The organism is Chryseobacterium sp. JM1, from assembly GCF_000737715.1.
GTDB lineage: Bacteria > Bacteroidota > Bacteroidia > Flavobacteriales > Weeksellaceae > Chryseobacterium.
In genome coordinates this window covers 335,262-355,628 of the sequence record NZ_JPRN01000002.1, presented here as the reverse complement: position 1 = coordinate 355,628, position 20,367 = coordinate 335,262, and the positions used below count along the sequence as shown (strand labels likewise).

Annotated in this window: 18 protein-coding genes and 1 pseudogene; 11 read left to right on the top strand and 8 right to left on the bottom strand. The window is 39.9% G+C overall.

Features of this window, described 5'->3' with window-relative positions; genetic code table 11:
• Positions 1-52: 52 nt before the first annotated feature.
• A pseudogene (locus IW22_RS03795) lies at positions 53-730 on the top strand (ATP-binding protein); the annotation flags it as partial.
• A 135-nt stretch (positions 731-865) separates the two neighbouring features.
• On the opposite strand, the gene IW22_RS03790 reads toward IW22_RS03795, so the two are convergent.
• The 3 genes from IW22_RS03790 to IW22_RS03780 form a co-directional block, all read right to left on the bottom strand.
• Positions 866-2,089 carry a spondin domain-containing protein gene (locus tag IW22_RS03790; RefSeq protein WP_034724252.1) on the bottom strand — a complete coding sequence of 408 codons (1,224 nt, stop codon included), beginning with the start codon at positions 2,087-2,089 and terminating at the stop codon, positions 866-868.
• Between the two features lie 206 nt (positions 2,090-2,295).
• A complete protein-coding gene (locus IW22_RS03785) occupies positions 2,296-2,766 on the bottom strand; it encodes a YdeI/OmpD-associated family protein (RefSeq protein WP_034724713.1) in 471 nt (156 codons plus the stop codon).
• Positions 2,767-2,841: 75 nt separating this feature from the next.
• Positions 2,842-5,052, bottom strand: coding sequence for a S46 family peptidase (locus IW22_RS03780; protein WP_051891016.1), 2,211 nt, complete (start codon positions 5,050-5,052; stop codon positions 2,842-2,844).
• An 86-nt stretch (positions 5,053-5,138) separates the two neighbouring features.
• On the opposite strand from IW22_RS03780, the gene IW22_RS03775 reads away from it, so the two are divergent.
• The gene (locus IW22_RS03775) at positions 5,139-5,573 is read left to right on the top strand and encodes an META domain-containing protein (RefSeq protein ID WP_034724250.1); all 435 of its coding nucleotides are present in this window, start codon (positions 5,139-5,141) and stop codon (positions 5,571-5,573) included.
• An 83-nt stretch (positions 5,574-5,656) separates the two neighbouring features.
• Here IW22_RS03775 and IW22_RS03770 read toward each other — a convergent pair whose 3' ends face one another.
• The 4 genes from IW22_RS03770 to IW22_RS03755 form a co-directional block, all read right to left on the bottom strand.
• A complete protein-coding gene (locus tag IW22_RS03770) occupies positions 5,657-6,070 on the bottom strand; it encodes a hypothetical protein (RefSeq protein WP_034724248.1) in 414 nt (137 codons plus the stop codon).
• A 6-nt stretch (positions 6,071-6,076) separates the two neighbouring features.
• On the bottom strand, positions 6,077-8,623 hold the full coding sequence (locus IW22_RS03765; protein WP_034724246.1) for a beta strand repeat-containing protein: 2,547 nt from the start codon (positions 8,621-8,623) through the stop codon (positions 6,077-6,079).
• A gap of 4 nt (positions 8,624-8,627) precedes the next feature.
• Positions 8,628-9,110: a T9SS type A sorting domain-containing protein gene (locus IW22_RS03760; RefSeq protein ID WP_034724245.1), complete on the bottom strand. Its 483-nt coding sequence runs from the start codon at positions 9,108-9,110 to the stop codon at positions 8,628-8,630.
• A 160-nt stretch (positions 9,111-9,270) separates the two neighbouring features.
• Complete coding sequence (locus IW22_RS03755; RefSeq protein WP_034724243.1) at positions 9,271-9,978, bottom strand: LytR/AlgR family response regulator transcription factor; 708 nt, start codon at positions 9,976-9,978, stop codon at positions 9,271-9,273.
• Between the two features lie 204 nt (positions 9,979-10,182).
• Here IW22_RS03755 and hflX point away from each other — a divergent pair, with 204 nt between their 5' ends.
• The 9 genes from hflX to IW22_RS03710 all read left to right on the top strand — a co-directional run bounded on the left by hflX (position 10,183) and on the right by IW22_RS03710 (position 19,846).
• The gene (gene hflX, locus IW22_RS03750) at positions 10,183-11,409 is read left to right on the top strand and encodes a GTPase HflX (protein WP_034724709.1); all 1,227 of its coding nucleotides are present in this window, start codon (positions 10,183-10,185) and stop codon (positions 11,407-11,409) included.
• Positions 11,409-12,038 carry a DUF4919 domain-containing protein gene (locus tag IW22_RS03745; RefSeq protein WP_034724240.1) on the top strand — a complete coding sequence of 210 codons (630 nt, stop codon included), beginning with the start codon at positions 11,409-11,411 and terminating at the stop codon, positions 12,036-12,038. Before hflX ends, IW22_RS03745 begins: the two co-directional genes overlap by 1 nt.
• Positions 12,039-12,059: 21 nt before the next feature.
• Entirely contained in the window at positions 12,060-13,346 is a 1,287-nt protein-coding gene (locus tag IW22_RS03740) for a cation:proton antiporter (RefSeq protein ID WP_034724238.1), read from the top strand.
• Between the two features lie 56 nt (positions 13,347-13,402).
• Entirely contained in the window at positions 13,403-14,122 is a 720-nt protein-coding gene (locus tag IW22_RS03735) for a DNA alkylation repair protein (RefSeq protein ID WP_034724236.1), read from the top strand.
• Between the two features lie 85 nt (positions 14,123-14,207).
• The gene (locus IW22_RS03730; RefSeq protein WP_034724234.1) at positions 14,208-14,876 is read left to right on the top strand and encodes a hypothetical protein; all 669 of its coding nucleotides are present in this window, start codon (positions 14,208-14,210) and stop codon (positions 14,874-14,876) included.
• 16 nt (positions 14,877-14,892) lie between these two features.
• Complete coding sequence (locus tag IW22_RS03725) at positions 14,893-16,923, top strand: hypothetical protein (protein WP_034724233.1); 2,031 nt, start codon at positions 14,893-14,895, stop codon at positions 16,921-16,923.
• Positions 16,924-18,162, top strand: coding sequence for a hypothetical protein (locus IW22_RS03720; RefSeq protein WP_034724231.1), 1,239 nt, complete (start codon positions 16,924-16,926; stop codon positions 18,160-18,162).
• Positions 18,163-18,194: 32 nt separating this feature from the next.
• Entirely contained in the window at positions 18,195-18,533 is a 339-nt protein-coding gene (locus tag IW22_RS03715) for a DUF6122 family protein (RefSeq protein ID WP_034724230.1), read from the top strand.
• A gap of 242 nt (positions 18,534-18,775) precedes the next feature.
• On the top strand, positions 18,776-19,846 hold the full coding sequence (locus IW22_RS03710) for a calcium:proton antiporter (RefSeq protein ID WP_034724228.1): 1,071 nt from the start codon (positions 18,776-18,778) through the stop codon (positions 19,844-19,846).
• A 125-nt stretch (positions 19,847-19,971) separates the two neighbouring features.
• On the opposite strand, the gene IW22_RS03705 is transcribed toward IW22_RS03710, so the two are convergent.
• A complete protein-coding gene (locus IW22_RS03705) occupies positions 19,972-20,352 on the bottom strand; it encodes a group III truncated hemoglobin (RefSeq protein WP_034724227.1) in 381 nt (126 codons plus the stop codon).
• Positions 20,353-20,367 lie beyond the last annotated feature (15 nt).

Below are 20,367 nucleotides of genomic sequence, written 5' to 3'. Positions count from 1 at the left end.
TAAAGAAAGACGATTTTTGTTCAAATTTTATCATCTACTTTACAAATTTACAGGCGGAAGTTATCCTCAACCGGGAGAAATTTCTCTGGCGCACAACGGAGTTTTATTTCTGGATGAAATGCCGGAGTTTAAAAGAACGGTTTTAGAAGTTATGAGACAGCCGCTTGAAGACCGGGAAGTAACCATTTCAAGAGCCAGATTTACCGTCAACTACCCTGCAAGTTTTATGCTTATTGCATCCATGAATCCTAGTCCCAGTGGCTTTTTTCCCGATGATCCGGGGAATACTTCGTCCGTTTACGAAATGCAGCGGTATATGAATAAACTGTCAGGTCCTTTATTAGACAGGATTGATATCCATATTGAAGTACAGAAGGTTGAATTTGAACAGCTCGCTGAAAAAAGAAAAGGAGAGAAGAGTTCAGACATCCGTGACCGGGTTCTAAAAGCGCGCAGTATTCAGAATGAGCGGTATAAAGATCTTAACATCAGCTATAATGCTCAGATAGGTCCAAAGGAAATTGAGGCCTTCTGCAGTCTGGACGAAACATCACTGAATCTCATCAAGATGGCGATGGAAAAGCTGAACCTTTCCGCCAGAGCTTACGACCGGATCCTGAAAGTGGCAAGAACTGCCGCCGATCTGGAAGGATCTGAACAAATACTTTCCCATCATATTTCAGAAGCGATTCAATACAGAAGTCTGGATCGCGAGTTTTGGAATGTATGATTCTGAATTTTAAGTGGGTAGTTTTGGGTTTAAATATTTAGAAGGTCAAATCTCGTACAATGATATAGCCCAAAATACCAGACAGTAAGACCGTCTGGTATTTTTATGAATTGAATTTAAAAGACTCTTAAATTGTTAATTGATCATTATTTTAATCACATTCTGCACTGCGGGAACCGGGAAAACACTTCCGACTTTATCAATAGGCTTGCTTTCGCTCTGCGGTGTTCCTCCGAATAAAGTCTGTCTGTTTCCTGCACCGGGATACTGATCTACGCCCGTTCCGGAATCAAATAAAGTAGTTTTTGAAGTAAAATCACCTTTTGCATTAGCATCTATGCTTTGTTCATTAGCATAAAACCAGTCATTGGAGAAACCAAACATAGTAACATAGGCAATTTTATCTCCGGGAGCGGCCGTAAATTGAGTCATCACCTTACTTCCGGGAGCTACAGGTGCACTTCCTGCCACATAAACGCCTTTTACGTTTGGTAAAGTTTTTAGGCTGGTCTGAAGTTTTGAAACATTTCCAGACTGTGAAATTTCCTTTAATCCTTTTCCTGCATCCGTCTGTCCCAATTCATACACAGGATTTTTATCACCGGTGTAAACAACGACTAAAGCAGGGGATAACCCTGTCATAATTCCCGTGTTTGCATTAAGTTTCATCATCATTTTACTGATATTTCCCATCTGGGCTATATCCGTAATTTCAGGATTTGATAAATCATTTGCAGTGAAAAAAGGAGTGCTGTTAAGAAGTTGAGATCCATTGTAATTTGAAACCGCCCATACGCCGGGTGAAAATGGAGTCTCGTTGGCCGTTCCTCCGGAATTGTTGCTGATAGTCAGGGTAAATTCAGAAGAAACAGCGTTGTACGTAAGATTAAGTTTCATCAGTTGAGAGGCGTTCACATTCGGAACCTGCGCAATAGGTTTGCTTTCCACCTGTCCTGAAATATCATTTTTACTTCCGTTGTCCCACAGGAGAACCTGTGAAGAAACATCTCCGGTGACTGCATTTCCATTGTCATCAAATAGCTTAATTCCAGGCTGCTTTGAGGCAAAAAACCAATCTTTGGAAGCTCCGTACATTGTTGCCAACATCAAGGCTTGTGTTTTTCCCGCACTGAATGTAAAAGAAGCTGACTGCCCGGGCAAAATCACCGGGCTGCCTGTCCCCTGAAAACTTCCGCTTTCCACAAAATCTTTTGGGGTGACCACATTTTCAAAAGTGATGGTTCTTTGAATGGAAGTATTTTCCATCATCATATTGTCATTGTCATCACAAGAGGTAAGAATAAACGCTGTCAGTATTCCCGCTGCTAATGACGCTGTTTTGAATAGGTTTTTTTTCATAAATAAAATTTTTGTTGTTATTATTTGTTACACAACTACTGTCGGGAGGGTTGAGAAATCCTGACATAAATTTTATTTATTTGTTTTTAATGAGTTGATAATCAGTTGGTTTATTTTTAATACAACTCATTGAGTTTTTATGACTGTGAGTGGTAATGTTTGCATAAGGATGAAAGTGAGTTAAGGGCCTATAATATTTCTCCTTTTTATATTCCCTTTTTCCCCTCCAGAATCATTTCTATCATCCTGACCTTTCTCTTCTCTCTCGTTTCCGGTTTCTTAGCTTCCTCAATCCAGCGGATATATTCTTTCCGGTGCGTGTAGTTCATCTTATCAAACAGGGCTTTCGCATCATGATTTTCATTAAAAACAGAAGCAATATCATCAGCGATTTCTACTGTTCTTTCCTCCTTATCTTCAATCAAGGAAACAGAAACCTCATCGCCAAAACTTTTCCCAAGCTGCTTTCGTACTTCCTGTGTAAGTCCTAAAATATGACAGTCGGAATTCATTTTAACAATACTTCCGCGATACTCAACTTTATGATCAAATGTGGCTTTAATCCTAATTTGTCCTTTTTTGCTGAACAGTTCCTCTGTAGAAAACGGAAACTCCGCAAAAGCGGCGTTCATTTCACCGTTTTGCTGTATGACTGCTTTAAATTCAATTGGTTTCATAGGGAAAGATTTATCATTCAAAAATAAAAAAACCGTGAACATACATTCACGGTTTTATATTTAAATCAAAAAAGATTATTTTTTGGTTTTTGTTTTCTTAGGCATTTGAGTAGTCCCGGAATTTTTAGTCTTGGTATCAGCAGGAGTGTTTTCTCCTCTTACAAGCTTTAATTCATCAACTAATCTTCTTGCTCCGGCATATTTGTCGATAGTCCAAAGAACGAAACGTACATCTACGTTGATCGTTTTCTGCCACTCCTGTTCAAATACGATATCACCGCTTAACGCTTCGCTGTTTCCATCGAATGCGATACCGATAAGGTTTCCGTCTCCATCAATTACCGGAGAACCAGAGTTACCTCCAGTAATGTCATTGTTAGAAAGGAAATTCACAGGCATATATCCTGCAGCATCCGCATACTGTCCGAAATCTTTAAGGTTATAAAGATCGATCACTCTTTGTGGAAGGTCGAATTCTTCATCCCCTTTCTTGTATTTTCCAACAAGACCAGTCATATCAGTATAATAGTTATCAGTAACACCGAAGTAGTTTCTGTCTTGTCTTACCGGAAGTTTATCTACCGTTCCGTACGTTAATCTCATTGTAGAGTTAGCATCCGGGTAGAATTTCTTTTCAGGCATAGCTTTCATTAGTCCAGCTAAGAAAAGACGGTTGTTTTTGTTGAAATTGTCATCCACTTTAGAATACTTCTCAGTGCTCATTTTTTGGTCAGCAACGATTCCGTTGGCAATTTTCCAAAGCGGATCAGCATCAAGTTTCAATGCATCAGGGTTCAGTAAGAAGTTCGTAGCAGAAGTCTTGTTCGCGAAGATTGAAGAATACGCTACATTAGAAAGCGTTTTAGCATCTAATCCTAAAATAGTAGCAGAGGCCACTTCCTGGTTCTTTACTCTGGTTTGGTAAAGGTTGGCCATAGAAGCAAGCATTTCTCCTTCCAGAGATGGATTGAAGTTTTCGTAAGCTCCTTTAATAGCTGCTTCAGTCTTAGCTTTCATGGCAAGTCTTCCCTGCATATCCTGAGCTGAGTAAGCTTTAAGTACAGATCCTACCTGCAAAGCAAGCGTGATATATTTTGCATTTCTTGAGAACTGTGAAGCATAGTTTCTTTCAACATTTCTTTCAGAAACCTGCTTGTAATAGGCTTCAATATCTTCTAAGATACCGTCATAAGCCGTATTTCCTGGCATTACAGACCATTTTCTGTAAGTATCCTCGATTTTTTGTTTGTCAGAGATCGTTCCGTTTTTATCTACGGCATCGATAGTTCCCTGTCTGTTTTTCCAGTAGTTAGCTACAGAAGCATATTGAGACGCATAGTTAAGCTGAGTCGCTTTATCTTTGTCCATATACTTTTTCATAACGTCCATAGCAAGTTTGGAAGCTTCTACCCAGGCCGGATAGTCTTTGTTAACCATCTGCTGAATTCCGTAAGAAGTCAGGTAACGGTTGGTTCTTCCAGGGTATCCAAGGATCATAGAGAAATCTCCAGGCTTGATTCCTTTAAGAGAAACCGGAAGGAAGTGCTTAGGCTTCAATGGGACGTTGCTTGGAGCAAATTCTGCAGGATTTCCTGCTGCATCTCCATATACTCTGAAGACTGTAAAGTCAGCCGTATGTCTTGGCCATTCCCAGTTATCTGTATCACCTCCGAATTTTCCTAATGAAGATGGTGGTGCACCTACCAGTCTGATATCTTTGTAATCCTGGTAAACAAAATAGTAGAATTCATTTCCGTTGAAGAAATCTCTTACCACTACTGTGTATTTTCCGTTTTCAGAGTTTTCAGTCTGGATTGCCTTTGTTTCAGCATCAATAACTGCTTTTCTCTCTGCCCCGGTCATATTGTTATTTAGCTTAGAATTGATTCTCTGCGTAGCATCATCCATTCTTACTAAAAATCTTACATAAAGATCTTTTGCATTAAATTCATCCTTCTGCTTCATGGCCCAGAATCCGTTTTTCAGGTAATCTTTTTCAGGAGTAGAAGCAGCAGCTACAGCACCGTAACCACAGTGGTGGTTGGTGAAAATAAGTCCTTTATCAGAAACAATTTCCCCGGTACAGAACCCTCCGAAGCTCACGATAGCATCTTTTAAGCTTGAATTGTTTACCGAATAAATTTCTTCAGGTGTCAAATGCAGTCCTTCTTTTTGCATATCGACCCCGTTAAGTCTTTTGATGAGCATTAACAGCCACATCCCCTCATCCGCCCTCATCTGAGCAAAGCCCAATAAGAAAGTGAACAGTAGAAATAGTCTTTTCATTTTATAAAATAATTTTTGTGTCGCTAATTTACTAATTTTTACGATATTCTGTCCCGGAATGGTATGAAAATGGAAGGATAATGCGCATGAAAAAAATACTCTTGTCATTTTTTGCCGTTTTACTTCTCGGAGCCATTGTCGGCTGCTCTGCTGTCCCTGAAAAAAATCCGAGCCTTCAAAGGCAGTGGATGCTCATTTCTTTCGGTCAATTTTCCAAAGATGAATTGATCAGAAACAAGGCAGAAATAAATCTGACAGGGACAATGGAGAAAGGAAAAATAAAAGGAAGCGCCCATATGGGATGCAACGGTATGTTCTTTACTTCCGAATTTAAAAGCGGAGGAAAAGTGAAGATTTCAGGAGTAGGAAGTACAATGAAAGCCTGCCAGAATATGGATCTGGAAACAGCGTTTATCCAAAAGTTTGATAAGATGACCCGATATTCCGTAGAAGGCCATTTTCTTACCTTATCGGATGACAGTGGAAATACAATGAAATTTGTAGCAGCTGATTGGGACTAAAAGTAAAGTCTTAGCCCAGTTAGGTTTAAAAATATAAAAAGTCCGCACTACGCGGACTTTCTTTTTGAAATCGATTTTGGTTATCAGTTTTTTGGGATTGTTTTTTTTATTTCTTCCAAAGTTGCGGTATTGGGTAAGCCCTGTACGCTTTTATTTGTGTTATTAGAAATCGGATGAGATGCCTGTCTGTTGGGAATTGAAGCTTTAAGTTCAGCGAGACTTGCCGTATTGGGTAGCAACTTTCCTGAATTATTTGATGGAGCAGCCTGAGCTTTTGTCTCCTGCTTTTTCACTTCCAGTCCCTGTTCCGAGGCCAGAGTGGTTACAGCCTGCTTCTTGGGAGCATTTTCCTGAGCCGCTTTGGCTACTTGAGCTTCCTGATCCCTGAGTTGTTTGACGACTTGGGCCTGATCTTCAGGTTCGGCGGCCTTCTTATTTTCCTGAGCATAAACACTTACGCTTAATGCTACAAATGCAATGATATATAGTGATTTCATGATACTTTATTTAATGTTTACCAGTACTTTAATTTTTCCAACCGAATTTTGATCATAATCCTGAAGTGCTTTTCCGATCACCTGTCCGATTTTAACCTTTTTAGGATTCGCTTTCATGGCAGTTCCGGATAGGGAAGAGGTTACCAAAAGATCTCCTCTCTTAATTTTTCCGCCTTCCAGACAGACTTTCGTAGGAATAACCCCAATGACTCCCATCGGAACTTTTCCAATTAATTCAGAATCGATATTTTCTTCCGTTAAAAGAACACCCGGTTTCGTTGCATAAACTCCGGCAACAAGTGTAGAGTAGGCTTTTGATGATTTTTCCACCGTACGGTCAGAATCTGTTGAGATGATTAAAATATCTCCCGGTTCATAGTCTGAAGTATGCCCTTCAACATCAAATGCTTCTGCAACGTCGGCTCCACTGTTTTGAGTTCCTCCGTTGAAGAATCCCATTCCTGACTTATTGATTCTGGCTACATTAGTTCCTACATTTCTCATGACTAGAATATTTCCGGAAGCACCTCTGTGATCTATTACAGCAGCGGATCCTGTTCCGTCATTACGAACATCCAGAACAGTTTGTGTATTCGCCGTATTGAAGTTCGTGAAACGTCCCGCTCTACCAGTCCCAAAATTGGGAACCCATCCATAAATTGCAGATCCTGTTCCATCTACCGTAGCTTCTACACCATCACCTGTATTGGCGGCATTGGCTGTGATTCCGTTCCCGTTACCTTCTGCTATAGCGATTAATGCTGGTCCGTTTCCGGAAGGGTTGCTGGCGTGGAATAATCCGGCAAAACCACCGGTTCCTGAAGAAATTCCGTAAATCCCGGCAGTTCCGAAATTGGCAAATTGTGAATTTACTTCTCCTTTTACAGCGGGAGAGGTACCTGTTACACGGTCAACCTTAAAGTTTCCGGCGGTACCATTACCTACAGTGGTTACTGTAATTACATCGCTTGTATTAGCGTCATTGAATATATTAAACCTTCCTGCCCTGCCCGTTGCAAAAGTGGGGACCCATGCATATAAGGCATTTCCTGCACCGTCTATATTGGTTTCAACACCGTTTCCGTTTTTACTTGCATTGGCAGTGATGGCATTGCCGTTTCCATCAGTGATCGCGACTAAAGCGGCTCCGTTTCCTGATGGATTGGAAGCGTGAAACAAACCGGCAAAACCACCGGTTCCTGAAGAAATACCAAAAATACCTGCTGCTCCGAAGTTTCCAAAAATGGTTTTGACCTCACCTCTTACTGCTGCTGCAACACTGTTGGTATTATTAACTAGAAATGATGATGCATTACCTTCCGTATTATCCGGAATATTCCCATTACCGTTGGTTTCTACTTCAAAAGCATTAAAATCATTGGAAGCATTCACATTTTCAAATCTTCCGGCACGTCCTTTCCCTGTACTGAGTCCAACCTGCCCGAAAACACCTACTGAAGTTCCCGTAGTATTGGTCGCGACAAAACCTCTTACCCCATAACCTCCGCCATCATTTCTTCCCACTACAGCTCCGGCAATATCACTGGTTGTTCTTCCTACTACCGCTTCACCGGCTCCGTTATTGTCCCCGATAATCCCCGCTGAAGTCTGTGCGCTCGTAATACCATGTACCGCGAATCCGCTTCCTGTTGAACTGAAAACCCCTGCACCGCTTCCTGATGAGGAAACATTGATAACAGTTCCGTTTCCAAGCGTATTGGCATTAAGTACATTATTACTGTTGGCATTGTTGAAAATAGACATACTTGCTGCAATTCCATTGTTACTGGTCGCAGTAAGACCTGTTCCGGTATTACTGTTGGCGTAAACCCCGGTGCCTGAAGCAGATGAATTTCCATAAATTCCAAGACCACTTGCGGTAACACCATAAACGCCCCATCCGCTTCCGGCTTGACTTCCCCAAACTCCTATACCGAGTCCGCCGGTTCCGTTATTGATACCCCGTACTGCACTGGAGAATCCTCCCGGTGTGGTACTGTTTACAATTCCGCGTACCGGGGCAATACTGGAAGTGGTTGTATTATTAATCCCTTCTACAGAAGTTCCGTCGCCGTCATTGGTGAGCGAGAATAGAGTGGAGACATTGTTTACGGTATTGGTGTAAGGAATGGCGAAGGTTCCGCCGGTTCCGCCTGCAGATTTGGCATATAGGGCATAGGGAACGCTTAATAACTGGCTTGTTCCTGCTATGGTGTAGTTCGTACCACCGGCCGGATCGGTTTCAGTTTTCAGATAATAGCTGCCTGAAGGCCAGTTGATGGTAGAAAATGTGCCGGAAAGCACCGTTCCTGTTCCTATTTCCATACTGATAAGTCCATTCGCGTTGGTAAGTCCGGTTAATCGTTCAGAATAGACCAGTGTTCCGGCGGGAGAGCCCTGTAGCACACTTACTTTAACAGCGATATTTTGATTGACCAGAAGCTGGCCGGTTCCGTTTCTCATAATGGCCTGGTAGCTCATTTTTTCCGGAGCCTGCGCATGCCCCATAAAGAGGCCCAGCATGATCCCCAGCGATAGTAATATTTTTTTCATGGCGTTATTTTTTGATGACTTTAAATGTTTTTAGGTTTCCCCCGCTCTGATTGATTCGGATAATGTATACAGCGGAAGGAAGAGAGGAAAAATCGAGTTCGGATTTTGACTGTGAGATCATGTCCTTTTTGACCAGCTTGCCCTGAGCATCGAACACCTGATATTCGGATCCTTTGTAGGGAGCTGAATTAAAATCGATGTACAGATAATCTCTGACAGGATTTGGATAGAGTAAAATGCCTTCTTGCTTTGATACGGTTTCACTGGCAGAAAGTGTCGTGATTTCGTAGGCCTGCTGTACCCCTTCCGTTACCTGGGAACTGGCTCCCTTGTACAGATAAGTGGTTTGGCCGACACTGTAAGAAACCGAGCCGTTGCTTCCCGATGCATTTGTTCCCGTAGCCAGCACCACAGATTGGGCGTGGAAAATACTGACGGAAAATGAGAACAGGATGAGAAAGAAGCAGTGAATAGATGTTCTTTTCATGTAAATGGTTTTGTGGTTATTAATTGGTTTTCCAAGTTTTCAAATGAAAATTTGTAGACACTAAATTACCACATATCACAACCGGATAAGAGGAAAATAGACTAACGGTAAAAAAAATCGACCAACGGCACTTTGTTGCAAAAATGTTGGTATTCAGGGGTTAAGGGTCAAGAAAAGAGAGGCTGTCTTTGTAGGTTCTGCCTATAGGAAGCTTGATCTGGTGAATCAGTTCAATTTCATGGCTGTTTTTTCCACGGATGAAATGACGGGGAACGGCATAGCTGCGGTGTATCCTTACAAAGGAATCGAAAAAGCTTTTATGGAGCAGATTCCCCAGAGAATCAAGGATGCAGTGTTTTTTATCGTGAGTGATGAGCCGGGTATAATCTTTTAAGGCTTCAAGGTAAAGGATGTCGGTCAGTTTAACCTGAGAAATATGGCCGCCTTCTTTTATTTTGATACAGTTTTCACCCAGAAGGGCATCGAAGCAGTCGCATTTTTCCTTCATTTCAAAAAAATGGAAGACTTTTTCCATGGCAGCATGGAAGCGTTCGGGTTTAAGAGGTTTGGTGACGAAGTCCAGAACATCGAGTTCAAAAGCTTCTGCAGCCAGTTCTGTGTGTGAACTTACAAAGATACAGGCTGGGATTTTAGAGGCCAGTTTCCTGAAATCCAGACCGCTCATGCCGGAGAGCCGGGTTTCACAGATGAGTAGATCTATTGGGAATTCCAGATAAGGAACAGCCTTTTCCGCCGAATTAAAAGACGCAATAACTTCTATATTGTCATATTGTCTGATGTGATGCTGAAGAACCAGCCTGTCCAGTTCATCGTCATCAATGATCATACAGTTAATACGCGTAATCATGATTTTGGTGTTAGTTTTTATAAGATTTATAATTTTTTATGTTTATTAATTATAAATCAGCTTTATAAAGTTATTAATTTTTCGCAAAAGAAAGGTATTGTAAACTTAAATTAACATTAAAATATAGGGAATATTCAAAAATGATTTTGTTTTTTTTCCTGAAAATTGGTATCTTGTGAAAATCACAAACATAGACAGAAATTAATGCTAGATAAGAAAGAACATCATTACGAGAAGGCTATTTTGGTAGGGGTTGTCACCCAACACCAGGATGAAGATAAGCTGACGGAATATATGGATGAATTGGAGTTTTTGGCGTTCACAGCAGGTGCAACGGTACAAAAACGATTTACACAGAAATTAACCCAGCCGGATTCCAAAACCTTTATCGGAAGCGGAAAGGCGCAGGAAATAAAAGAATACGTTAAGGAAAACGAGATTGGAACAGTCATTTTTGATGACGAATTATCGCCTTCCCAGCTGAAAAACCTTGAAAGGGAAATAGAAGTAAAGATTCTGGACAGAACCAACCTGATCCTCGATATTTTCGCACAGAGAGCACAGACTTCCTATGCGAGAACTCAGGTAGAACTGGCCCAATACCAATATCTTTTACCACGTCTGACAAGGATGTGGACTCACCTTGAGCGTCAGAAAGGGGGAATCGGGATGAGAGGTCCCGGAGAAACGGAGATTGAAACTGACCGTCGTATCATTCGTGACAGAATTTCCCTGTTAAAAGAAAAACTGAAAACCATCGACAGACAGATGGCTACCCAGCGTAACAACCGCGGAAAAGTAGTGCGTGCTGCTTTGGTAGGGTATACCAACGTAGGAAAATCTACTTTAATGAATGCACTTTCCAAGTCCGATGTTTTTGCAGAGAACAAATTATTTGCAACGCTGGATACTACGGTAAGAAAAGTGGTGATCGGAAATTTACCATTTCTGCTTACGGATACGGTAGGATTTATCAGAAAACTTCCGACTCAGCTTGTAGAATCTTTCAAATCCACTTTGGATGAGGTTCGCGAGGCGGATCTGCTTATTCACGTGGTGGATATTTCCCATGAAAGCTTTGAAGACCAGGTAGAATCTGTGAATAATATTTTAATGGAGATCAATGCCCATCAGAAACCGATGATCATGGTGTTCAATAAAATCGATGATTTCAGTTACGATAAAAAAGACGATGATGACCTTACGCCGTCTACCAAAAAGAATATTTCTTTAGAGGAATGGACCAAAACGTGGATGGGTAAATCTAAATATCCTACGGTTTTCATCTCGGCTCTGACGAAAGAAAATTTCCCGGAAATGAAGAAAATGATCTACGATGAAGTGATGAAGATTCATATCTCCAGATTCCCGTACAATGATTTCCTTTTCGAATATTTCGACAACGACGAGGTAGAAGAAAACAACGATTAATGAAATATCACTTTTTCCTGTTGTTCGTTTTATTTTCGGTTTTTGGGTTCAGCCAGAAATCAAAAATTGATTTGAAAGACATTGAAAAAAGCCTTAAAAAGAAAGATTCTCCATACAATTATGAGAAACTGATTTTTAAATACAAAGGATATCCAAAATCCCTGGACAGCATTGAAGCCCAGTACCTGTACTATGGCAGAAACTTCAGGGATGATAAAATTTCGACATCTGATGACCGGTTCAAGAGCCTTGCGGATGCTTTTAAAGAAAGCAATTTTGACGAATGCATCAAGCAGGGAAAGATTCTCTATAATCAAGATCCTACGAACCTGGATATCCTTCTTGTCCTTCTGAGAGCATATGATTCAAAGAAAGACGGGAGTAATTTCATCCATCACCTGGACCAGTTCCGTTCACTCACGGAAGGCATCAAGAATTCCGGAGACGGAACCTCTGAAAAAACAGCCTATCTGGTGAATTCCGTAGGAGACGAATACATCCTTCTGAATATCCTGAATATCGGAAAAGATTATGTGAGGGGCTCAAAGGCAGGCAAAGACGGGATGTTTGATGTCTGGGAGAAAGACGGACATCAGTTATTTATTAAAATACTTTATTTAGACCTATAAATTAATTAAAAAAAACACTTAGTGGAGTTATATTATTCATTTTCAGCCTTAATAGTATTAGCATCAATTTTCGCCTATCTTAATTACAGATTTCTGAAACTTCCGAGTACCATCGGGATAATGGTGATTGCCATTGTCGTTTCCATTTTTCTGGTGATGTTTGGAGAAGCTGTCCTTCCGCGTACTTTCGGGCACCTTAATAATTTAATGAATAGTATTGACTTCACAGAAGTTCTGATGGGCGCCATGCTTAATTTCCTGCTCTTTGCGGGAGGGATTCATATCAATATCAACGATCTTAAGGAACAGTTCCGGCCGGTCCTTATATTTTCTACAGCGGGCGTGGTTATTTCCACCTTTGTGGTAGGATTCGGGATGTTTTATCTATTGCCGTTTTTAGGAATTCAGCTGCCGTTTATTTACTGTCTGGTTTTTGGAGCGCTTATCTCACCTACCGATCCGGTTGCGGTTTTAAGTATCCTGAAGCAGGCGAATGTGTCCAAATCACTGGAGACAAAAGTAGCCGGAGAATCTCTATTCAACGACGGTATGGCCGTAGTGGTATTTACCGTAGTATTGCAACTGGCCATTGGAAAAGAAGTGGATCTTGGGGTTGAAAGCATCGGTTTACTCCTGATGAAAGAAGCCGGTGGAGGTATTCTTCTTGGTGTCGTATTGGGATGGATTACTTCCAGACTGATGCGTGAAGTGGATGATTATATAATTTCCGTTCTGGTAACGCTTTCTGTGGTAATGGGAGGTTATCTTATCGCTAGACAGATGCATATTTCAGGACCGTTGACGATGGTTGCCGCAGGTTTATTTATGGGTAATTTTAATGTCAGATTTAAAATGAAGTCTGTCACCCAGGATTATCTCATCAAATTCTGGGAACTGATTGATGAAATTCTGAATGCCGTTTTATTCCTGTTTATCGGATTCGAATTATTGATGATCAAAGACTTAAAGCACTTCATGGTGCCGGGTCTTTTGGCTATCGCGGTCGTTTTGATTGCCCGCCTGATTTCGATCTGGGTGCCTACAAGATTCATGTCTTTAAGAACAAGATTTAGTCCGCAGACCATTAAAGTTCTGGTTTGGGGAGGAATCCGCGGTGGAGTTTCTATTGCTCTGGCGATGTCAATTCCAAAAAGTGAATACAGCGAAATTATCTTGAGTATCACGTACTGTGTTGTGGTGTTCTCCATTATTGTTCAGGGACTTACCATTGCTAAAGTGGCCAATCCGAAAGCTATTGCAAAAGAAGAGGAAGCACAGGAAACGGTTGCTTTGGATGACCATGCGTGATAGAAGATTATTTATATTTGTTTAAAATTTAATTAATTTTCACCCAACTGCATCGTATGGGCAATATTATCAAAGAAATACAGGAAGCTCTGGCTGTCCTTTCCATTCCTGAAAAAGCTGAATTTTTTCCAAGGTTCTTCAAAACAGGAAAAGGAGAATATGGCGAGGGAGATTTGTTTCTGGGCGTTACAGTTCCGGACCAAAGATCGGTAGCCAAAGAATATTATTCCAAAATAGGCCTAGAAGAATTAAGTGTTATACTATCTTCAAAATACCACGAACACAGACTTACCGCGCTTTTTATGCTGATCTCTAAGTTTGAGAAAACAAAGGATAAAGCTGTAAAAGAAGACATCATTCAGTTTTATCTGGATCATCTTCCGTATGTCAATAACTGGGATCTGGTAGATTCAAGCTGTTATAAAATCCTGGGAAGATATGCCTTTGAAAACGGAAAGGAAGACCTGTTGAGAACCCTTTCGGATTCTGAGGAAATGTGGCATAAAAGAATCGCTGTGGTCGGTACGATGCATTACGTGAAAAAAGGATCTTTTGAACTGACGAAAGAATTCGTGATCAAAAATATGAAACATCCGCATGATCTGATGCATAAAGCCAACGGATGGCTGCTTCGTGAAATGGGGAATAAAAATGAATCCGAACTGATCTCTTTTTTAAATAAACACTATCAGAAAATGCCCAGAACCTGCCTGAGGTATGCTATCGAAAAACTTGATGAAGAAGTAAGACAGGATTTTTTGAAAGGCCGGATTTAAAAAAATAGCTGTTTTCAGTGAAATACCAGAGTCTATAAAGCATTTTCAAACGGAATTAAGTAGTTTTGTGTTTTAAAACTCAATTATGAAAAATTTTCTGAAGCTGTTGGTGCTGTTTCTGCCTTTATTATTGCTGAGCAGCTGTTTTGATATTTTAGATAAAGTGAATGTCAAAGCCGATGGAACCGGAGAATACACCATCATTCTGAATGCCAGTAAAAGCAAAACAAGGTTGGCTTCCATCTCTAAAATGGAAACGATTAACGGGAAAAAAGTTCCGAAAAAGTCTGAAATTGAGAATAAAATCAATGAAGCGGCTAAAATTTTTAAAGGAACACCGGGAATCAGCAATGTAAAAACTTCCATGGATTTCGATAATTACGTGATCAAATTAAGCTGTAATTTCAAAAAAATTGAAAATATCAATGCCGGACTGGAGCAGCTGAAAGCTAAAAAGATCCTCGGTAAAATGATTCCTACCCAAATTTACAGCCAGAGCCTTGAGAAAAAATCACTAACCAGAAACAAAGTAAACACCTTCAAAGCAGATTACGATAAGATGGGAAAGGCAGACAGAGAAGTCTTTAATGATGCCAGATATACTTCCATCATGCAGTTTGAAAACACAGTGAAATCTCAAACCAATTCTTCTTACGTACTGGCTCCGAACAAAAAAGCGGTGAAGCTGGAAGCGGATATTCTGGACCTTATTTTTCAAAAGAAACAACTACAAAACACCATATTATTTCAATAAATTCTAACACTCGACCATGAAATCTATAGTATTAAAAACACAGATAATTACTTTCGCTCTTTTTGGTTTTATGCTTGTTTTCGCACAGAAAAGCATGAAACTTCCTATTGATGCCGTATTTTATATGGAAATCAACGGCAAGCAGCTTAATCAGAAAATCAATTGGCAGAAACTTAATCCTCTGTTACATGAACTGAGCAAGAAAGATAAGGATAAGGACAAAGAAAAAACCTCGTGGAATGACTATTCCAAAACAGGAATTAAATATGATGCTACGCAATATCATTACGCCAGTTTTAATGACTCTATACAAACCTACACGACTCATTTTATTGTAGACAACAAAGAGAAGTTTCAGGAATTCATCAATTCAACCAAGAAAAAAGGATTGGAGATTTCTAAGAAAAAGAATTATTCCTACGTAGACATAGATGACAATATTTTTGTAGCCTGGAGCAATGACCGTGCTGTTTTAAGTATGGTGAACTATACCAAACCTTATAAAGATATCTGGTCAGATGCTGTGGTAGACAGTGCTGCAACTGCTGCTGCAGATGCTGCTGTCGCTGTAGACAGTGTGTATGTAGGAGAGCCGGAAAAACCTTTCGATTATAAGGAAGAAATCATCAATCTGAAAGATGAGATCAAGTATTTAAAAGATAACATCAAAGAAAATAATAAGGAGATCACCAGAATTCAGAAAGACATCAAGTACCTGGAAAAGAATCATAAGTATCCGAAGGAAAACGTAGATACCCAGCATTCTGAAGTGGAACCGGATGTTTATCCGAAAGAAGAGGAGTATGAGGCGCCTGCAGTAGATTCTGCATATCAGAAAGAGCTGGATTCCATGAATATTGAAAATTTCAAAATAGTCAAGAAAATTGCCGAAGACCGTTTCGATCTGTATTTCAGTTCCAATTTAGAGCTTGAAGTACCGAAAGCGATGCTAAGCTTCAGAGACCCCAATTCGGATGCGTACGTCTACACAGACTACGGAAGAATGGTGAATGACGGAATTTATGGGAAAATGATGAAAAGATTTGAATTCGGGCAGTTTTTCAGAAATGCATACGATTCCAATTCGTACTACAACTTATATTTTGATAAAGACAAAGTAAAGCTGGTGAACAACTATCAGCATAAAAATCCGGGGATCCAGAAAACCATTTCATCCGTTTATAAAGGGAAGAAAAATAAAAAGCTGGCAGAACTTATCAATGACAAAAGCATCGGGTATTACGTGATGAATGTGAATGGTGCGAAATCTTTTGATATGATGTACGACCTGCTTCAGGACACCGGAGATGGTGAATATAAAAAGGAAATGGAGCTGATGATGGAAACCATGAAAATTATTCTGGATGAAGAAGCCATCACCAAAATAGCTCCAGGAAACGGAATCTTTGTTTTGAATGAATTGAAATCCAAAAAAGTAGACTACACAGACTACGAATATGATGAAGATTACAATGAAAAGGAAGTGAAGAAAACCAAAGATGTAGCTGTTCCTAATTTCACATTTGCTTTTGCCACAGAGAATGAAGGCTACTGGAACCGTGTTTTCAATGTAATGGCTACCAATAAACATCTGTCTAAGAAATTCTCAAAAATCGGAAACTTTTATGCTTTCAAGGATGAAAAAGGAGACGGATATATGGATCAGCTGTTTATGACCGTAAAAGACGGTATCGTTTATCTGACGAGTGCTACAGAGAATGTCAATCCTCAAAGTCAGTCTGATATTTCTAAGCAGTGGGCCAAAGATTCTTCAAAATATCCATTATCAGGAAGACTGGATATCCAGAGACTGGTAACCGGTTTGGAGAAAGAATTTAAAACCCCTTCCGAAAGAAAAACATTGGATCTGTTCAGAAAAAATGTAGGTGAAATGTACTTTAAAACTGAAGTAAAAGGAGAAAGCATAGAAACGGAAATGGATTATAAGATTAAAAATTCTTCAGAAAACAGCCTGATGTATTTCTTTGATCTGTTTGATGAGATTTATAAAATTAAAGAAGCAGACAAAAAGCCTCAAATATTATAGATGAATAAAAAGAAACTTATTGTCCCGTTAATTCTTGTACTCGCAGTTGCGCTCTATTTTGTGTTTTTTTATAAAGACAAAACATTAAAATTTGTCCCTAAGAATGCAGATGCAGTCGTTTTAATCGATCTGAAAAAATTAACGGGACAGTATATTTCAAGCTTTATCGTCCATCCTTCAAAATGGTCAGGAAGCAAAACAAAAGATAAAAAGGAGATTTCATTAAAAGATTCAGGGATCAGAATTCCGGATTTTTTACAGATTTTCCACCTCAAAGACACTAAATTTTCAGAATGGTACAGCGTGGTTGAACTCAAAGACCCGCAACAATTCTCAGCTTTTTTAAAGAGCCGTCAGTTTATCAGCAAAGGAAAAGATCTCTTTCGTAAAGATCAGATTTTCATTAAAATAAAAGGTGACAACGCATTGATAGGAACTTCTGATCAGGCTTTTGACCCTATTGATAAACTTCTTTTTCAGTCTCCCGAAAAAAATATGCTGACAGCAGATCAGTTGATTGATCATGGGGTAGGAAGTATCTCATTCATTTCAGGACAGAAAATTCAAAACTTTTCTATTGAATTACATGCAGATGAAATTGAGATCAAAAATACATCAGATACAGGAACTCTGGCTTCTATTATAGCTGGAATTCAGAAGAATAATCACTTTGTAGATATTGAACTGGATGCTCAAAATGTAAAGCATTACGCCCGGTTTTTCGATAAAAACCTCGCAGATTCCGCCCAGATCAGTTATTTTAAAGCAACCGCCGATCTTGAACAGGTGAATGATACCATCATCAGCTATGAGTATGACGATAATTTTAATGAAGTGGAGAAAAAGACCTTTCAGAAAATTATTCAGCCTAATTATGTGATAGATCTTCAAAGTCCGGCTCCTGAAAAGACCTGGAACTATTTTCAGCATAAAAAATGGATCAATGCTCAGGATCAGTTCACGGCCATTCCATTTCAGCCCAATCATATCGGAAGAAATGATGGCGGATTGATCATAAAGTCTACCAGGAAACCAATACCATTATCTCCAAAGCTTAAACAAAACTATATCTTCATCAGAAACAGTCCATTGCTGCTCTCTTCACTAAGGACTTTAACGCCTAAGGAAAAGGAAGTGCTTTCTGACCTGGAGTATATATTCTACGGGAATAAAGCACAGAATTATTGGGTGAAGATCAAAGCGAAGAAAGGAAAACTGCCATTAATTTTAAGATGGTAGAAAATCTTCAGTTTTAAACATAAAAAGTATTCATGAATCCATCTGACATTGCACTGCTGAAAACTTGTACCCATTATTTTTTACATCTGGTCTTTCCGGTTTTCATTGCGCTGGTCTTTTTTCGTAAAAACTGGAAAAAGGCGTACTGCATTATGCTGGCGACGATGCTGGTGGATCTGGACCATCTTTTTGCCAATCCTGTTTTTGACCCGTCAAGAAATAGCATAGGTTTTCATATTTTACATTCCTATTATGCCATTGCGGTGTATTTTTTGCTGCTGTTTTTCAAAGGAAATATCAGAATTATTGCCATTGGTCTTCTGTTTCATATGCTGACGGATTTTCTGGATTTTAACCTGTGGATGCATTAGGAGAAAGGGAGATGGGAGAGGGAAGCTGGAAGTTAATAGTCGGTTTTCAGGATCAATTACGGTGATAATAGATTAGTAAAGTAGGATTTAAAAGAGAAAAGAATGGTAGTCTTCGTCGTTTATGACTTCGATAACTTCCCTCTTCGAGCTTCTGACTTCCATCCTTACCACATTAAAATATCATTAATATTTTCTTTTAGTATTTCAAATTTGATAGATTTTTTGTATTTTGTAGACACTTTATGAGATTAAAAGAACTTTTACATTATACGTATATTTTCCCTGTTCTGGCGGTGGGGTATTATTTTTCCGGCCTGATGGGCGGTGGAGTTGTCAATGACATTATTGCAGGACTTCTGCTCACCGGAAGTGTTTTATCTGCAGTGCATCACGCAGAAGTGGTGGCTCATAAAGTAGGAGAGCCGTTCGGAACCATTATCCTAGCCCTTTGTATCACCATTATTGAAGTCGCGCTTATCATCTCGCTCATGGTGGCCGGCGGAGATCAGGCGATCACGCTGGCCAGAGATACCGTTTTTGCTGCCGTCATGATTATTCTTAACGGAATTCTGGGGATCTGTATCCTCGTAGGTGGTGTGAAATACCACGAACAGTTCTTTGCAAGAACTTCTGCAACCACTTATCTGGTAAGTATTGTTTCCATTCTGGTGCTTACCCTTGTCCTTCCTAATTTTACTTCAAGTGTCAACGGACCTTTCTATAACGAAGCCCAATTAATATTTATTTCTATTGCCTGTCTTGTGATCTACGGAGTCTTCCTGATGGTACAGACGGTGCGTCACAGAAGCTACTTTATCGTTCCTGATGAACATCCGGAAGAGCATTATATTCCTTCCCTGAACAAAACGCTGATCAGCTTCGGTTTTCTGGTGGTGTGTCTTGTGATTGTTGTACTGATGGCGAAAGGACTTTCCGGAACGATTGAAGGGATGGTACAGAGCATAGGGGCTCCGAAATCGTTGGTTGGGGTGATTATTGCGGGAGTGGTACTTCTTCCTGAAGGAGTGGCGGCTATCCGTGCGGCGAGAAGCAATCAGATACAATCCAGTTTAAATCTGGCCTTAGGATCTGCATTGGCGAGTATCGGACTGACGATTCCGGCGGTATCTACCGTTTGTATCATGTATGATATTCCTTTGGTATTGGGGCTTGATAAAAAAGATATTATCCTGCTTTCTCTGTCCGTATTTATTGTGATGCTTTCTTTAAGTCGCGGAAAAACGAATATCCTGTATGGTACAGTTTTATTAGTGAATCTTGCCGCTTACATCTTTACGGTCATCGTTCCGTAATTAGAGGTTAGAAATTAGAGATTAGAAGTTAGAAAAGGCAGGTTTCCTGGAGTTTCCGCTTTTTAAATCCAAAAATCTCGCATCCCGAAACTCTCAAACCCAAAACGCTCCGACTCTCAAACTTATTAGAGCCTCCTCGCCAGTTCCATTTTAAAAGCCATGAGCTTAGCAATATTTTCAGACTTATAAATAGCCATGTCGGCATTTTCTCCGACGAAATTTTCTTCAATGGTGGTGCTCCAGAGCTTTAGCCAGCGGTCAAAGTGTTGCTGCTCCATCGCCTGAATTTCATTGATCGGAAAATGAACGCCCATAGGATTTCCCTTATAGCTCATCTGCCCAAACAGAATCGATTCCCAGAATGAATACATTTTAGGAAGGTGTTTGTCCCAGTCTACTTTCGCTACATCATTAAAGAAAAACCCAATGGTCTCATCTTTAACTACTTTTGCGTAAAATGAATTCACAAGATGTTCAATATCCTCTCTGGATTCCAATTTTTTCATACTTCAAATGTACTG

Bases quoted from the DNA above. Each gene is read 5' to 3' on its own strand.
- IW22_RS03790 (WP_034724252.1), bottom strand. From the start codon at position 2,089: ATGAAAAAAAACCTATTCAAAACAGCGTCATTAGCAGCGGGAATACTG.
- IW22_RS03785 (WP_034724713.1), bottom strand. From the start codon at position 2,766: ATGAAACCAATTGAATTTAAAGCAGTCATACAGCAAAACGGTGAAATG.
- IW22_RS03780 (WP_051891016.1), bottom strand. From the start codon at position 5,052: ATGAAAAGACTATTTCTACTGTTCACTTTCTTATTGGGCTTTGCTCAG.
- IW22_RS03775 (WP_034724250.1), top strand. From the start codon at position 5,139: ATGAAAAAAATACTCTTGTCATTTTTTGCCGTTTTACTTCTCGGAGCC.
- IW22_RS03770 (WP_034724248.1), bottom strand. From the start codon at position 6,070: ATGAAATCACTATATATCATTGCATTTGTAGCATTAAGCGTAAGTGTT.
- IW22_RS03765 (WP_034724246.1), bottom strand. From the start codon at position 8,623: ATGAAAAAAATATTACTATCGCTGGGGATCATGCTGGGCCTCTTTATG.
- IW22_RS03760 (WP_034724245.1), bottom strand. From the start codon at position 9,110: ATGAAAAGAACATCTATTCACTGCTTCTTTCTCATCCTGTTCTCATTT.
- IW22_RS03755 (WP_034724243.1), bottom strand. From the start codon at position 9,978: ATGATTACGCGTATTAACTGTATGATCATTGATGACGATGAACTGGAC.
- hflX (WP_034724709.1), top strand. From the start codon at position 10,183: ATGCTAGATAAGAAAGAACATCATTACGAGAAGGCTATTTTGGTAGGG.
- IW22_RS03745 (WP_034724240.1), top strand. From the start codon at position 11,409: ATGAAATATCACTTTTTCCTGTTGTTCGTTTTATTTTCGGTTTTTGGG.
- IW22_RS03735 (WP_034724236.1), top strand. From the start codon at position 13,403: ATGGGCAATATTATCAAAGAAATACAGGAAGCTCTGGCTGTCCTTTCC.
- IW22_RS03730 (WP_034724234.1), top strand. From the start codon at position 14,208: ATGAAAAATTTTCTGAAGCTGTTGGTGCTGTTTCTGCCTTTATTATTG.
- IW22_RS03725 (WP_034724233.1), top strand. From the start codon at position 14,893: ATGAAATCTATAGTATTAAAAACACAGATAATTACTTTCGCTCTTTTT.
- IW22_RS03720 (WP_034724231.1), top strand. From the start codon at position 16,924: ATGAATAAAAAGAAACTTATTGTCCCGTTAATTCTTGTACTCGCAGTT.
- IW22_RS03715 (WP_034724230.1), top strand. From the start codon at position 18,195: ATGAATCCATCTGACATTGCACTGCTGAAAACTTGTACCCATTATTTT.
- IW22_RS03710 (WP_034724228.1), top strand. From the start codon at position 18,776: ATGAGATTAAAAGAACTTTTACATTATACGTATATTTTCCCTGTTCTG.
- IW22_RS03705 (WP_034724227.1), bottom strand. From the start codon at position 20,352: ATGAAAAAATTGGAATCCAGAGAGGATATTGAACATCTTGTGAATTCA.